Source organism: Micromonospora sp. PRAS1 (assembly GCF_059553435.1).
Map to the genome: position 1 here is coordinate 22,451 of NZ_JCANNB010000021.1, position 12,790 is coordinate 35,240.

Here is a 12,790-nt window from a genome sequence, read left to right on the forward strand (position 1 = left end):
ATCGGAGGGGTGTCAGCCCTTGCCGGCGTAGCGGGAGAGCTGGTCGAGCCCCTGGATGATGCCGCCGGCCAGGTCGCCGCCGCCGAAGGAGGCGACCATCGACAGCGCGGCGAGCTTGGCGTACGTGTCCGGGATGCGCTTGCGGGCGTACCGCCCGGTGACGATCTCGAGCTGCCGCTGGTTGGGCGAGAGCGCGATCAGCACCGACCGGTCGGGCTCGGCGAGCTGCCGGTGCAGCCGCTCGGCGTGCTCCCGGACCGGCTCGTCCAGGCCGCCCACGAAGACCGAGAAGACCAGCCCGGTCGTCCGGTCGGCGAGGCGGAGCGCCTCATCGATGCGCAGCAGATGGCGGGTCGAGAACGGCCCGTCGAGCACGTCGGGCGGGGTCTCCGCCCCGGCCTCGGCCTGCTTCTCACCAACGGTCACTTGCGCCTCCGGTTCCACCGGCCGGCGCCTCCACGCCGGCCTGCTCCTGCTTGTGGCTGGTCAGGGCCGGCGCCTGTGCCCCCGCTGCCAGCGCGGCGCCGGCCGAGTCGGCCAGCTCCTCCGGTCGGCCGAGGAACCAGACCGGCGTGAACTCGAACGGGCGGCCCGGGCGGTAACGCTTGGTTCCGCCGCCACGGCCGTGGCTACCCGCGTAGACGAGGCCGGCGATCACCAGCACGACGGCTGCCGGGATGCCGACGAAGACCAGCAACGTGTCGGTTACAGACAATCCCAACGCCCCCAGGCGGAAAGAGAGACCTTCGACCGGATCGGGTGGCTGGTCACCGCGATGACCTCCCGACTCCGCTGTTACTCACGTTAGCGGAGCCGACGCTTCGCCAGACTGCGGGGTGGCGATCCCAACCGCCACTGGAGAGCTCCAGTTGCGCAGCGGTCGCGAGAAGTCTCGCGTCGTCGCCGTACCGCCCGCTCAGCAGCACCCCGACCGGAAGCCCCTCGGCGGTCACCCCGACCGGCAGTGAGACGGACGGCTCACCCGTGACGTTGAACACCGCGCAGTACGGCGAGAACCTCCGCTGCCGGTCGAAATCCTCCTCCGGGGTGCGTCCCTCGGTGAACCAGCCGATCGGGGCCTGCGGCGCCGCCAGGGTCGGGCAGAGCAGCAGGTCACAGCCGGCGGTACGGCGGGCACCGAGGCGTACCTGTGCCTGGATCTCGCCCAGGGTGGCGGTGAGGGTGCCGGCGGAGATCCCGGCCGCCCTGGACCGCAGGAAGCGGGTCAGCGGCAGCAGCTCGTGCTCCCGCTCCGGCGGCACCGGCGCGAGCGCCAGGACGTACCAGATGATCTCGAACAGCGGCCAGACCGCCGGCCCGAGCGGCGGCGACACCTCGACCACCTCGTGGCCGGCGGCGGTGAGCAACGCGGCGGCCCGGTCCACCGCCGCGACGCAGTCGGGATGGACCGGTTCGTCGGCGAGCATCGGGGTGGTGAACCGGCCGACCCGCAGCCGGCCGGGCGCGCCGGCGCGGGCGGCGGCCAGGTAGCCACCGGCCGGCGGGGCGGGCGGCAGGTACGGCTCGCCCGGCACCGGCTCGGCCAGGACGTCGAGCAGCGCGGCGACGTCGGCGACGCTCCGGCCGATCGGGCCGTTGGTGGGCAGGCCGAAGGCGCCGAAGCCGAGCGGGCCGCCGGAGACCACGCCCCGGCTGGGCTTGACACCGATCAGTCCGCAGAGCGCCGCCGGGATGCGCAGCGAGCCACCGCCGTCGGAGCCCTGGGCCACCGGCACCAGGCCCGCGGCCACCGCAGCCGCCGCGCCACCGCTGGAACCACCCGCGGTGTACGCCAGATCCCACGGGTTGCGGGCCGGCGGGGCGACCAGCCCTTCGGAGTAGAGCGAGCAGCCCAGCTCGGAGGTGGTGGTCTTGCCGAGGCTGACCAGGCCGGCGGCGCGGATGAACCGCACCACGTCGGCGTCGACGGGCGGTACGAAGTCGGCGAACGCGGCCGAGCCGAAGGTGGTGCGGACCCCGGCCGTCAACGTCAGATCCTTGATCGCGGTCGGTACGCCGTGCAGCGGGCCACGATCCCCGGTCGGGGTCGCGTCGGCCGCCCGGGCCGCCGCGCGGGCCAGCTCCGCGGTGACCGTGACGAACGCCCCGACGGTGTCGCCGAGCGCGTCGATCCGCCGCAGGTGGTGCTCGACCAGTTCCAGGCTGGACAGCTCGGCACGGGAGATGGCGGCGGCCTGTTCCAGGGCGGTCAGCTCGTGCGGCTCGGCCATGCCGCCATCCTGCCCGCTCGGGTGGCCCGTCGCCGCCCGACACGAGCGGTCAGCTGTCAGGAGAGCGTGCCGGGCGGCGACACCCACTCGGACCGGGGCCCGCCCACCTGCGTCAGCAGGTCGAAGTCGCGATCGTAGTGCAGGACGATCGACGAGTACTCGGCGGCGGCCGCGGCAACCGTGACGTCGACCGGACTCGCCGCCCGGTGGTGGCCACGAGCCGTCAATGCCAACTGCAGATCCCGTGCCCGAGTGGCCACGGCGGGGGTGATCGGGAGGTCGATCATCAGCTCCGAGCGTCGGGCCCGCACCGTCATCGCGTCGCGGAAGTCGCGGGCGCTCCGCCCGTCTTCCAGGTCGAGCGGGAGACAGGTCGCGGCGAGCCGCTCCTCCAGGATCGCCTGGATGCGCTTGCCGACGACCGGATGACGCAGGCGCCCCCAGGCGGACGTGTCGATGAGATACAGGCCGACCGGAGGCGTCACGCAACGTCCCGTTCGCCGTGGGGTGTCTTGTCGTCCTCAAGGAGACCGGTCCAGTCACGGTCGACCGAGAGCAACTCGCGGATCGCCTCCAACCGCTCACCGCGCTCCGCGACCATCCGGAGCGCGGCGTGGATGGTGTCCTTCTTGCTTCTGGTGCCCAGCTCGCGACGGGCCCGCTCAAGCAGCTCGTCGTCCAGGTCGATGACAGTCTTCACGAGCGCCAGTGTATACGGCAACGCTCGCGCTATATATCAGCTGAACCCAGAAAACGTAGGGCGTTGTGGGAGAGCAGGTCGGCGCGTTGGGCGTCGGTGAGGAAGTCGGCCTCGTGCACCACCCGGCCGACCGGGCGCTCGCCCAGCGGATACGGGTAGTCGCTGCCGAGCAGCACCCGGTCGGCGCCCATGGTGTCGACCAGCAGCCGCAGCGCGGGGGTGGCGAAGACCACCGAGTCGACGTAGAAGCGGTCGACGTAGGAGCTGGGCGGGGCGACGGAGGCGCCGCGTACCAGGTCGCCACGGCGGTGCCAGGCGTTGTCGGCGCGCCCCAGCCAGAACGGGAAGCTGCCGCCGCCATGGGCGAAGCAGATCCGCAGGCTCGGCGGCACCCGGTCGAACACCCCGCCGAGGATCATCGACAGCACCGACAGGTGGGTCTCGGCCGGCATCCCGGTGAGCCAGCGGGCCATCCAGCGGTCGAGCCGGGGGCCGCCGGGCATGTCCCACGGGTGCACGAAGACCGGCGCGCCCACCTCGGCGCAGTGGGTCAGGAAGGTGACGATCCCGGCGTCGTCCAGGTCCCGGTCGCCGACGTGGTTGCCGATCTCCACGCCGACGTGCCCGGCGGCCAGGCAGCGGTCCAGCTCGGCGCAGGCCGCGTCCGGGTCCTGCAACGGGACCTGGCAGAACGGCAGCAGCCGGTCGCCACCGGCCGCGGTGACCTCCAGGGTCAGGTCGTTGAAGATCCGGGCCACCCGCACCGCCTGGTCGGCCGGGCGGTCGTAGCCGAAGAAGACCGGGGTGGGCGAGACCACCTGCACGTCCACGCCGTCGGTGGCCATGTCGGCCAGCCGGGTCGGCGCGTCCCAGCACTCGGCGCCGATCGGCCGGAACTCGGACTCGCCGACCATGATCATGGCGGCGCGTTCCGAGTCGATCCGCAGCCAGGGCCAGCCGGACCCACCGCACGCCGTGGCCAGATCCGGCCAGCCCTTCGGTACGACGTGCGTGTGCACGTCCACCACCGGCTGGGCAGCGGGCTGCGCCATCAGCCCTTGCCCGGGTGCAGCGCGCCGCAGTTGCCGCAGGTACGCGCCGACTCGTCGGCGTAGAACGCGCCGAAGACCGGGGGCAGATCGGCGGCGATGTCGCGGACCTGCAACTCGACCTCGTGCACCCGGTGCCCGCACTCGGGGCAGTACCACTGGAACTTCTCCAGCGTCCCCTCCGGACGTACCCGCTCGACGACCACGCCGATCGAGCCGGGCTCGGGGCGCTGCGGCGAATGCGGCACGTTGCGCGGCAGCATCCACATCTGACCCTCGCGTACGTGCACCGTACGCGGCCCCTCCGGGGTCATCAGGTTGATGTGCATGTTGCCCTTGACCTGGTAGAAGAACTCCTCGTACGGGTCGACGTGGAAGTCGGTGCGCTGGTTCGGCCCGCCGACCACCATCACGATGAAGTCGTCGGCGCCGGGGAACATCTCCTTGTTGCCCACCGGCGGCTTGAGCAGGTGCTGGTTCTCGGCGATCCAGCCGGGAAAGCTGAACGGCTCGGCGATCTCACTCACGACTGCCTCCTGACGGAAGAAGGGCCACGGCCTGCATCTCGATCAACAGGTGCGGATGCGGCAGCTGGTGCACGGCCACCGTCGTCCGGGTCGGTCCGGTGGCGTCGAAGAACTCCGCCCACACCTCGTTGTATCCACCGAAGTCATTCATGTTGACCAGGTACGACGTCACCTGCACCAGGTCGGACAGCTCGGCGCCGACCGAGCGCAGCAGGTCGCCGAGGTTCTCGATCACCGCCCGCGTCTGTGCCCGGATGTCCAGGTCCGTGGTACCGAACTCGTCCACCGACACGCCAGCGAAGGTGTTGTCCGGCCGCCGCGACGAGGTACCCGACACGAAGACGAAGCCGCCCGCCACCTTCACGTGCGGAAACGCCCCCCGCGGCACCGCCTTTCCCGCCACCACCCGCGCCCCGTCACCACTCACGACAGTCCACCCCGCTGCACCGACGCGCGGACCACGACCACGGCGGGGTTCCGGGCAGCCCGCCCGGCGGAGGGATCAAGCCTGACCGCCCGGAGCCGGGTGGGCTGCCCGGAACCCCCGACGCCGATCACGACGAACCCCGAAGCGAGGCGGTGCCGAGCTTCTCCACCACGGCCCGAACCTGAGCGCCACGACGCAGCGGAACGGCGGCGGTGGCGGCACCGGCCAGGAAGACCCAGCCGTCGCGCAACCGGAACCCGTACCGCCCGGCCAGCCGGAGCCCCTCGTCAAGCGCCCGCCGAGGATCGCCGAGGATCGCCGCGGTCGAACCGACCTGCGCCACCCGCCCGTCCACCTCCAGCAGCACACCGAGGTTCTCCAGCCCGTCCGGCACCGCCGACCACGGCCCGACCACGAACGCGGCGGCCGAGGCGTTGTCGGCGACGACGTCCGGCAGGGAGAAGGTGAAGTTGGCGTACCGGGAGTCGATCAGCTCGAGCGCCGGGGCGACCGCGCGAACCGCGTCGCGGAAGTCGCCGACCGGCTCGCCCGGCTCCGGGAGCCGGTCCAGCAGGAACGCCACCTCCGGCTCGACCCGGGGGTGGATGAAGTCGGCCACGTCGACGGTGCCGCCGTCGGGCACCCGCATCGCGTCGGTGAGCCGCCCCCAGATCACCTCGTCCACCCCGACCTGGGCCATCTTCGCCTTGCTGGTCAGCCCCATCTTCAGCCCGACCAGCCGCTCGCCGGAGTCGAGGCGGCGCTGGACGAGAGCGCCCTGCACCGCGTACGCGGTGTCGACGTCGAGGCCAACCTCGGCGGCGAGTTGCGGGGTCGCGGCGGCGTGCCGCGCCGCCTCGCCCAGCCGCTCGGCGATGCCCGCGATGTCCGGCTCGTTCACTGCTTCTCCTTGAGGTCCAGCGCCACGTCGACGATCATGTCCTCCTGGCCGCCGACCATCCGGCGCCGGCCCAGCTCCACCAGGATCGACCGGACGTCGACGCCGTAGCGGGCCGAGGCGCGTTCGGCGTGCCGCAGGAAGCTGGAGTAGACCCCGGCGTACCCCAGGGAGAGGGTCTCCCGGTCGACCTGGACCGGCCGGTCCTGGAGTGGGCGGACGATGTCGTCGGCGGCGTCCATAAGCGCGAACACGTCGCAGCCGTGCTTCCAGCCGTGCAGCTCGGCGACCGCGACGAAGACCTCCAGCGGCGCGTTGCCGGCCCCGGCGCCCATCCCGGCCAGGGAGGCGTCGACCCGGACGGTCCGGCCGGTGGCGGCACCGACCGGGCCGTCACCGGCGACCCGGCCGTGCTCGACGGCGACCACGCTGTTGGCCACGCCGAACGAGAGGTTGTGGTGGGCGTGGATGCCGATCTGCGTGGTCGGTTCGAGGACCTGCCGGTACGCGTCGACCCGCTGCGCCACGTCGGACATCAGCAGCCGGCCGCCGGAGTCGGTCACGTAGACGCAGTGCGCGCCGTAGGACTCCATCAGCTTGGCCTGGCCGGCCAGCCCGGCCGGATCGTTCATGTGCGACATCATCAGGAAACCGGCCACGTCCATGCCGTTCTCCCGTGCCCAGGAGATGTGCTGGGCGGAGATGTCCGCCTCGGTGCAGTGGGTGGCGATCCGGACGCTTGTCACCCCGAGCGCCTTGGCCGCCTTCAGGTCGGCGATGGTGCCGATGCCCGGCAGCAGCAGGGTGGTCAGCTTGGCGTTCGTCATCACCTCGGCCGCCGCCGAGATCCACTCCGCGTCGCTGGCCGCGCCGTGGCCGTAGTTGACGCTGGACCCGGCGAGCCCGTCGCCGTGCGCCACCTCGATCGCGGCCACCCCCGCGGCGTCAAGCGCGGCGGCGATGGTGCGGACCTGGTCGACGCTGTACCGGTGGGCGATGGCGTGCATGCCGTCGCGCAGCGTCACGTCCTGGATGTACAGCTCCGTCATGCCAGCGCTCCCGTCGGGCGCAGGGCGACCAGCCGCTCGGCGGTACGCAACGCGGCCGAGGTCATGATGTCCAGGTTCCCGGCGTACGCGGGCAGGTAGTGCCCGGCACCGGAGACCTCCAGGAAGACCGAGACCTGCAACCCGGTCAGGTGCCGGCCGAGCGCCGGCACGTACGTGTCGACCCGGTCGAACTGCACGTCCTGCTTGAGCCGGTAGCCCGGGACGTACTCCTGCACGTCGGCGACCATCGCGGCGACCGAATCGGCGATGGCGGCCCGGTCGGCGTCCGGGTCGGGGCAGAGGCAGTAGACGGTGTCCCGCATCAGCAGCGGCGGCTCGGCCGGGTTGAGCACGATGATCGCCTTGCCCCGGTCGGCGCCACCGACCACCTCGATCGCCCGGGCCGTGGTCTCGGTGAACTCGTCGATGTTGGCGCGGGTACCCGGACCGGCCGAGCGGGAGGCGATCGAGGCGACGATCTCGCCGTACGCCACCGGGGTGACCCGGCGTACCGCGGCGACGATCGGCACCGTCGCCTGGCCGCCGCAGGTGACCATGTTGACGTTCGGCTCGGTCAGGTGCTCGTCCAGGTTGACCGGCGGCACCACGTACGGGCCGAGCGCGGCCGGGGTCAGGTCCACCACCGTACGACCGTGGGCACGCAGCACCGCGTCGTTGTGCCGGTGCGCGCCGGCCGAGGTGGCGTCGAAGACCAGCTCGACGTCGGCGAACTCGGGCATCGCCACCAGGCCGTCGACGCCCTCGGCGGTGGTGGCCACGCCGAGCCGGCGGGCCCGGGCCAGCCCGTCCGAGGCCGGGTCGATGCCGGCCATGGCCACCATCCGCAACGTGTCCGAGAGCCGGAGCACCTTGATCATCAGGTCGGTGCCGATGTTGCCCGACCCGATCACCGCCACACCTGTCATGAGGCGACCTCCCTGGAGAAGCACGTCCGGACCGAACCGAGGCCGGAGATCCGGGCCTCGTACGCCGCGCCCGGCGTCACCGGCACCATCGGGCCGAGCGCGCCGGAGAGCACCACGTCACCGGCGCGCAGCGGGTCACCGGCGCGGGCCATGGTGTCGGCGAGCCAGGCCAGGGCGTGCAACGGGTTCCCGAGGCAGGCCGCACCCGCGCCTACCGACACCGGCTCACCGGCGTGTTCCAGCACCATCCCGGCCAGCCGCAGGTCCACGTCGCCGGGCCGCCGCGGGCTGGTGCCGAGCACGAACAGCCCGCTGGAGGCGTTGTCCGCCACCGTGTCCACGATGGAGATGTCCCAGCCGGCGACGCGCGAGTCGACGATCTCGATGGCCGGCAGCAGGTGGTCCACGGCGCGCAGCAGGTCGGCGGTGGTCACCCGACCGTCGGGCAGGTCGGCACCGAGCACGAAGGCGATCTCCGCCTCGACCCGGGGTTGGAGCAGCCGGTCGAGGGCCACCTCGGCGCCGTCGGGCACCGCCATCGCGTCGGTGAGCACCCCGAAGTCGGGCTCGAAGACCCCGAAGCTCTCCTGCACCACCCGGGAGGTCAGGCCGATCTTCGCGCCGACCCGGCGCTGCCCGGCCGCCAGCCACTCGCCCACCTGGCGCTGCTGCACCCGGTACGCGGACTCGACGTCCCCCTCCGGCAGCAGCCGCCCGCGTACCGGCGGGCAGGGCTTGCCGCTCTGGCGCGCCTCGGTCAGTTCCCGGGCCGCCGACTCGATATCGCTCATGACAGGTCCACGCAGACGTTTGTGAGTTCGGAGTAGAAGTCGAGGGAGTGCACGCCGCCCTCGCGGCCGATGCCGGAGGCCTTCACCCCGCCGAACGGGGTGCGCAGGTCGCGCAGGAACCAGGTGTTTACCCAGACGATGCCGGCGTCCAGCCGGGTCCCGGCCCGGTGCGCCCGACCCACGTCCCGGGTCCAGACCGTCGCCGCCAGGCCGTACTCGGTGCCGTTGGCCAGCTCGTACGCCTCGTCCTCGGTGTCGAAGGGCGCCACGTGCACCACCGGGCCGAAGATCTCCTCGGTGTTGGTCCGGGCCTGCGGGCCGAGTCCGGTCAGCACCGTGGGCTGCACGTACGCGCCGCCGTCGCGGGCATCGCCGAAGCGCGGCACCCCGCCACCGGCGAGCACCTGCGCGCCCTCGGTGCGGGCCAGGTCGTAGTGGCCGAGCACCTTGTCCCGGTGGGTGTGCGAGATCAGCGGCATGTTCACCGTCGCCTCGTCGGCCGGCCAGCCGTACGCCAACTCCTCGGCGCGCTTGGCCAGCCGGGCGGTGAACTCCTCGAAGACCGGCCGCTGCACGTAGATCCGTTCGGTGCAGAGGCAGACCTGGCCGCCGTTGGTGAAGCTGGAGCGCACCGAGCCGGCGATCGCCGCGTCCAGGTCGGCGTCGGCGAAGACCAGGCCGGCGTTCTTGCCGCCCAGCTCGAAGCTGACCGCCTTCACCCCGTCGGCGGCGGCCCGCATGATGGCGCCGCCGGTGGCCGACTCGCCGGTGAAGGTGATCGCGTCGACGCCCGGGTGCCGGGTGAGGAACTCCCCGGCCGAGCCGGGACCAAAGCCGTGCACCAGGTTGAACACCCCCTCCGGTACGCCGGCCGCGGCCATCACCTCGGCGAGCAGCGTGGCCGAGGCGGGCGTCTCCTCGCTGGGCTTGACCACCACCGCGTTGCCGCAGGCCAGGGCCGGGGCGACCTTCCAGGTGAGCAGCAGCAGCGGCAGGTTCCACGGCACGATCACCGCGACCACGCCCACCGGCTTGCGGACCGCGTAGTTGAGCGCCCGGCCGCCGGCCGGGGTGACCGTGGTGAACGACTCGGTCGGCGCGGTCGCCACGATCTCGGCGAAGGCCCGGAAGTTGGCCGCGCCGCGCGGGATGTCCAGGGTCCGGGCCTGCGAGATGGCCTTGCCGGTGTCGGCGACCTCGGCGGCGACCAGGTCGTCAAAGCGGCGTTCCAGCTCGTCGGCGACCCGACGCAACAGATCGGCGCGCTCCCGCTCCCCCATCCGGCCCCACGGGCCGCGCAGCGCCGCCCGGGCGGCCGTCACCGCGTCGTCCACCACGGACTGCGACGCCTCGACCACCTCGAAGACCGGCTCGCCGGTCACCGGGGAGCGCTTGCTGAACCGGTCACCGGTCTCGACGAACTCGCCGCCGACGAAGTTGCGCAGCAGGCCGGGCCCGTCCGGTGCCCGCCCGCTCATCAGTCGGGGATCCCAGAGCGTCATCCACGCCTCCCGCGTCCGAGCGCCACCGCCGCGCCGGCCAACGCCGCCACCACGCCGGCGGCCACCGCCCCTACCACCTGGTACTGCCGGCGTACCCGGCGGCGCACCTGCGCGTACGGGACGGTGGAGAAGGAGACCAGTTCGTACTGGGAGACGTACCGGCCGGGCAGGGCGCGCTCCAGGGCGTGCTCGATCCTCTTGCGGGTCCGGAAGACCGGCGAGGCGACCTTGTCCCGCATCTCCACGAAGTTGGCAAGCGCCATCCGGGCGATCGCCTCCGCGTTCTCCTGCCGGCGCTGCTGGAACAGCGGCAGCGCCGCCGACCAGTCGTCGGCGCACTCGTCGAGGCAGCGGTCCAGCTCCACCACGTCCTCGAAGGCGCAGTTCGCCCCCTGGCCGTAGAACGGCACGATGGCGTGCGCCGCGTCGCCGAGCAGTGCGACCCGCCCGTCGTACTGCCACGGGTCGCAGCGCACCGTGCCGAGCACGCCGACCGGGTTGTGCTGGTAGTCGTCCACCAGGTCGGGGGCGAGCGGCAGCAGGTCCGGGTAGTGCTTGGCGAAGTGCCGCTCGATCGCCGCCGGGCTGCCAAGCGAGGCGAAGCTGGCGGTGCCGTGGGTGGGCCAGAACAGCGTGCAGGTGAAGGAGCGGTCCGGGTTCGGCAGGGCGATCATCATCGAGGTGCCGCGCGGCCAGATGTGCAGCGCGCCGGGGTCCAGGGCGAAGTCGCCGCCGAGCGGGGGGATGGTGAGTTCCTTGTAGCCGTAGTCGAGGAAGTCGACGCTCTCGGTGAGCAGGTCGTGGGCGAGCAGCTGCCCGCGTACCGCCGAACCGGCGCCGTCGGCGCCGAGGACGACCCGGGCGGTCTCGGTGACCGGACCCGAGGGGGTCTCGAAGGTCATCTCGCCGGAGTCCGGGTCGAGCCCGACCAGCCGGTGGTCGAAGGCGATCCGCACCCCGGGCAGCTTGGCGGCGGCCTCCAGCAGGGCGTTGTTCAACGCACCCCGGCTGATCGAGTTGATTGCCCGGTCACCGTCGACGCTGTACGGCTGCAACCCCAGCTCGCCGACCACCGGGTGCACCATCCGGCCGCGCATCGGCAGGGCGTCCGCCATCACCTGCTCGGCCAGCCCGATCCGGCGCAGCGCGTCCAGGCCCCGCTCGGAGAGCGCCAGGTTGATCGACCGGCCCCGCTCGGGCCTGCCGGTACGCGGATCCGGCCGCCGCTCGTAGAGCGCCACCGGATAGCCCCGCCGGGCCAGGAAGCAGACCAGCAGGCAACCGGCGAGCCCGGCGCCGACCACGGCGATCTCGTCCCGCCCCGGGTCGATCTCGTGGTTCGATGCGGTCATCTCGTCGCGTCCGACGTTCATGGGGTGGCCTCCACGGTCGCGGCCAGCGCGTCGGCGACCCGCCAGCAGTCGTGGTACGTCGAGTAGAGCGGCACCGGGGCGAACCGGACGATGTCGGGTTCGCGGGCGTCGGCGATCACGCCGTGCTCGTGCCGCAGCCGCTTGGTCAACTCGTTGGCGCTGCCCGTGCCGATGCGTACCGAGAGCTGGCAGCCGCGCCGGCTCGCCTCGCGCGGGGTGACCACGGTAAGCGGCCGGTCGACGGTGACCTCGTCCAGCAGCCGCTCCAGGTAGCCGGTGAGGCGCTGGCTGCGCTCGCGCAGCGCGGGCATGCCGACGGCGTCGAAGAGTTCCAGCGAGGTGCGGACCGGTCCCATCGCGAAGATCGGCGGGTTGGAGATCTGCCACGCCTCGACAGTGGCCGGTGGCCGGGAGACCGGGGTCATCTCGAAGCGGGTGTCCGCCGCCGTGCTCCACCAGCCCTCGAAGCGGGGCAGCGTGCCGTCGCCGTGGTGCCGCTCGTGCACGAAGACCCCGGCCAGCGCGCCGGGTCCGGAGTTGAGGTACTTGTACGAGCACCAGGCGGCGAAGTCGACGTCCCAGTCGTGCAGCGCCAGCGGCACGTTGCCCGCGGCGTGCGCCAGGTCCCAGCCGACGACCGCACCGGCGGCCCGGCCGGCGGCGGTGATCGCCGGGATGTCCAGCAGCTCGCCGGTGAGGTAGTTGACCCCGCCGAGCAGTACCAGCGCGACGGTGTGTCCCTCGGCCGCCAGGAACGCGGTGACGTCCTCGGTCCGCAGGTTCTCCTCGCCGGGGCGCGGGGTCAGCCGGACCACAGTGGCGTCCGGGTCGAGCCCGTGGAACCGCGCCTGGCTGCGCACCGCGTAGCTGTCCGAGGGGAAGGCGGTGTCCTCGATGACGATCCGGGTCCGTTCACCTGCCGGACGGTAGAAGCTGACCATCAGCAGGTGCAGGTTGACCGTCAACGAGTTCATCACCACGGTCTCGGTGGGCCGGGCGCCGACCAGTCGCGCCGCGGGCGCCGTCAGCAGTTCGTGGTACGGCAGCCAGGGCCGCGCCGCCTCCAGGTGGCCCTCGACGCCGAGCCGGCTCCAGGCGTCCAGGTCGGCCAGCAGCTCGGCGCGGGTCGCCTTCGGTTGCAGACCGAGCGAGTTGCCGGCCAGGTACGCCGTCTCGGGATAGCGCCCGCCGTCGGCCGGCGGCACGTGGAACAGGTGCCGGTGGCCCGGATCGGCGTCGTCGAGCCGGAGAGCTTCGGCCTCGCCGGGGCGGGGCGGCTCGGTCTCGGTCGTCCTTGTCGTCATCTACGACTCCCGC

At 72.6% G+C, this 12,790-nt stretch carries 15 protein-coding genes; all 15 read right to left on the reverse strand.

Features of this window, described 5'->3' with window-relative positions; genetic code table 11:
- Positions 1-12 precede the first annotated feature (12 nt).
- Positions 13-426: a DUF5130 family protein gene (locus AC507J_RS19890; RefSeq protein ID WP_496290669.1), complete on the reverse strand. Its 414-nt coding sequence runs from the start codon at positions 424-426 to the stop codon at positions 13-15.
- Positions 413-721 carry an aa3-type cytochrome oxidase subunit CtaJ gene (gene ctaJ / locus AC507J_RS19895; protein WP_496290670.1) on the reverse strand — a complete coding sequence of 103 codons (309 nt, stop codon included), beginning with the start codon at positions 719-721 and terminating at the stop codon, positions 413-415. Before ctaJ ends, AC507J_RS19890 begins: the two co-directional genes overlap by 14 nt.
- 46 nt (positions 722-767) lie before the next feature.
- Positions 768-2,231 carry an amidase gene (locus AC507J_RS19900; RefSeq protein ID WP_496290671.1) on the reverse strand — a complete coding sequence of 488 codons (1,464 nt, stop codon included), beginning with the start codon at positions 2,229-2,231 and terminating at the stop codon, positions 768-770.
- Between the two features lie 56 nt (positions 2,232-2,287).
- The gene (locus AC507J_RS19905) at positions 2,288-2,716 is read right to left on the reverse strand and encodes a PIN domain-containing protein (RefSeq protein WP_496290672.1); all 429 of its coding nucleotides are present in this window, start codon (positions 2,714-2,716) and stop codon (positions 2,288-2,290) included.
- Positions 2,713-2,931: a type II toxin-antitoxin system VapB family antitoxin gene (locus AC507J_RS19910; RefSeq protein ID WP_496290673.1), complete on the reverse strand. Its 219-nt coding sequence runs from the start codon at positions 2,929-2,931 to the stop codon at positions 2,713-2,715. Before AC507J_RS19910 ends, AC507J_RS19905 begins: the two co-directional genes overlap by 4 nt.
- A 29-nt stretch (positions 2,932-2,960) precedes the next feature.
- Complete coding sequence (locus AC507J_RS19915) at positions 2,961-3,983, reverse strand: amidohydrolase family protein (RefSeq protein WP_496290674.1); 1,023 nt, start codon at positions 3,981-3,983, stop codon at positions 2,961-2,963.
- The gene (locus AC507J_RS19920) at positions 3,983-4,507 is read right to left on the reverse strand and encodes a 3-hydroxyanthranilate 3,4-dioxygenase (protein WP_496290675.1); all 525 of its coding nucleotides are present in this window, start codon (positions 4,505-4,507) and stop codon (positions 3,983-3,985) included. Before AC507J_RS19920 ends, AC507J_RS19915 begins: the two co-directional genes overlap by 1 nt.
- Positions 4,500-4,934: a RidA family protein gene (locus AC507J_RS19925; protein WP_496290676.1), complete on the reverse strand. Its 435-nt coding sequence runs from the start codon at positions 4,932-4,934 to the stop codon at positions 4,500-4,502. The genes AC507J_RS19920 and AC507J_RS19925 overlap by 8 nt, the downstream gene beginning before the upstream one ends.
- A 127-nt stretch (positions 4,935-5,061) precedes the next feature.
- Complete coding sequence (locus tag AC507J_RS19930; RefSeq protein WP_496290677.1) at positions 5,062-5,835, reverse strand: 2-keto-4-pentenoate hydratase; 774 nt, start codon at positions 5,833-5,835, stop codon at positions 5,062-5,064.
- A complete protein-coding gene (dmpG, locus tag AC507J_RS19935) occupies positions 5,832-6,881 on the reverse strand; it encodes a 4-hydroxy-2-oxovalerate aldolase (RefSeq protein WP_496290678.1) in 1,050 nt (349 codons plus the stop codon). The genes AC507J_RS19930 and dmpG overlap by 4 nt, the downstream gene beginning before the upstream one ends.
- The gene (locus AC507J_RS19940) at positions 6,878-7,807 is read right to left on the reverse strand and encodes an acetaldehyde dehydrogenase (acetylating) (protein WP_496290679.1); all 930 of its coding nucleotides are present in this window, start codon (positions 7,805-7,807) and stop codon (positions 6,878-6,880) included. Before AC507J_RS19940 ends, dmpG begins: the two co-directional genes overlap by 4 nt.
- Positions 7,804-8,598: a 2-keto-4-pentenoate hydratase gene (locus AC507J_RS19945; protein WP_496290680.1), complete on the reverse strand. Its 795-nt coding sequence runs from the start codon at positions 8,596-8,598 to the stop codon at positions 7,804-7,806. The genes AC507J_RS19940 and AC507J_RS19945 overlap by 4 nt, the downstream gene beginning before the upstream one ends.
- Complete coding sequence (locus tag AC507J_RS19950) at positions 8,595-10,076, reverse strand: 2-hydroxymuconic semialdehyde dehydrogenase (RefSeq protein WP_496290749.1); 1,482 nt, start codon at positions 10,074-10,076, stop codon at positions 8,595-8,597. The genes AC507J_RS19945 and AC507J_RS19950 overlap by 4 nt, the downstream gene beginning before the upstream one ends.
- 20 nt (positions 10,077-10,096) lie before the next feature.
- Positions 10,097-11,452 (reverse strand): FAD-dependent oxidoreductase, encoded by a 1,356-nt coding sequence (locus tag AC507J_RS19955; RefSeq protein WP_496290750.1) that lies wholly within the window; start codon positions 11,450-11,452, stop codon positions 10,097-10,099.
- Positions 11,453-11,469: 17 nt separating this feature from the next.
- A complete protein-coding gene (kynU, locus tag AC507J_RS19960; RefSeq protein WP_496290681.1) occupies positions 11,470-12,777 on the reverse strand; it encodes a kynureninase in 1,308 nt (435 codons plus the stop codon).
- Between the last annotated feature and the right edge of the window lie 13 nt (positions 12,778-12,790).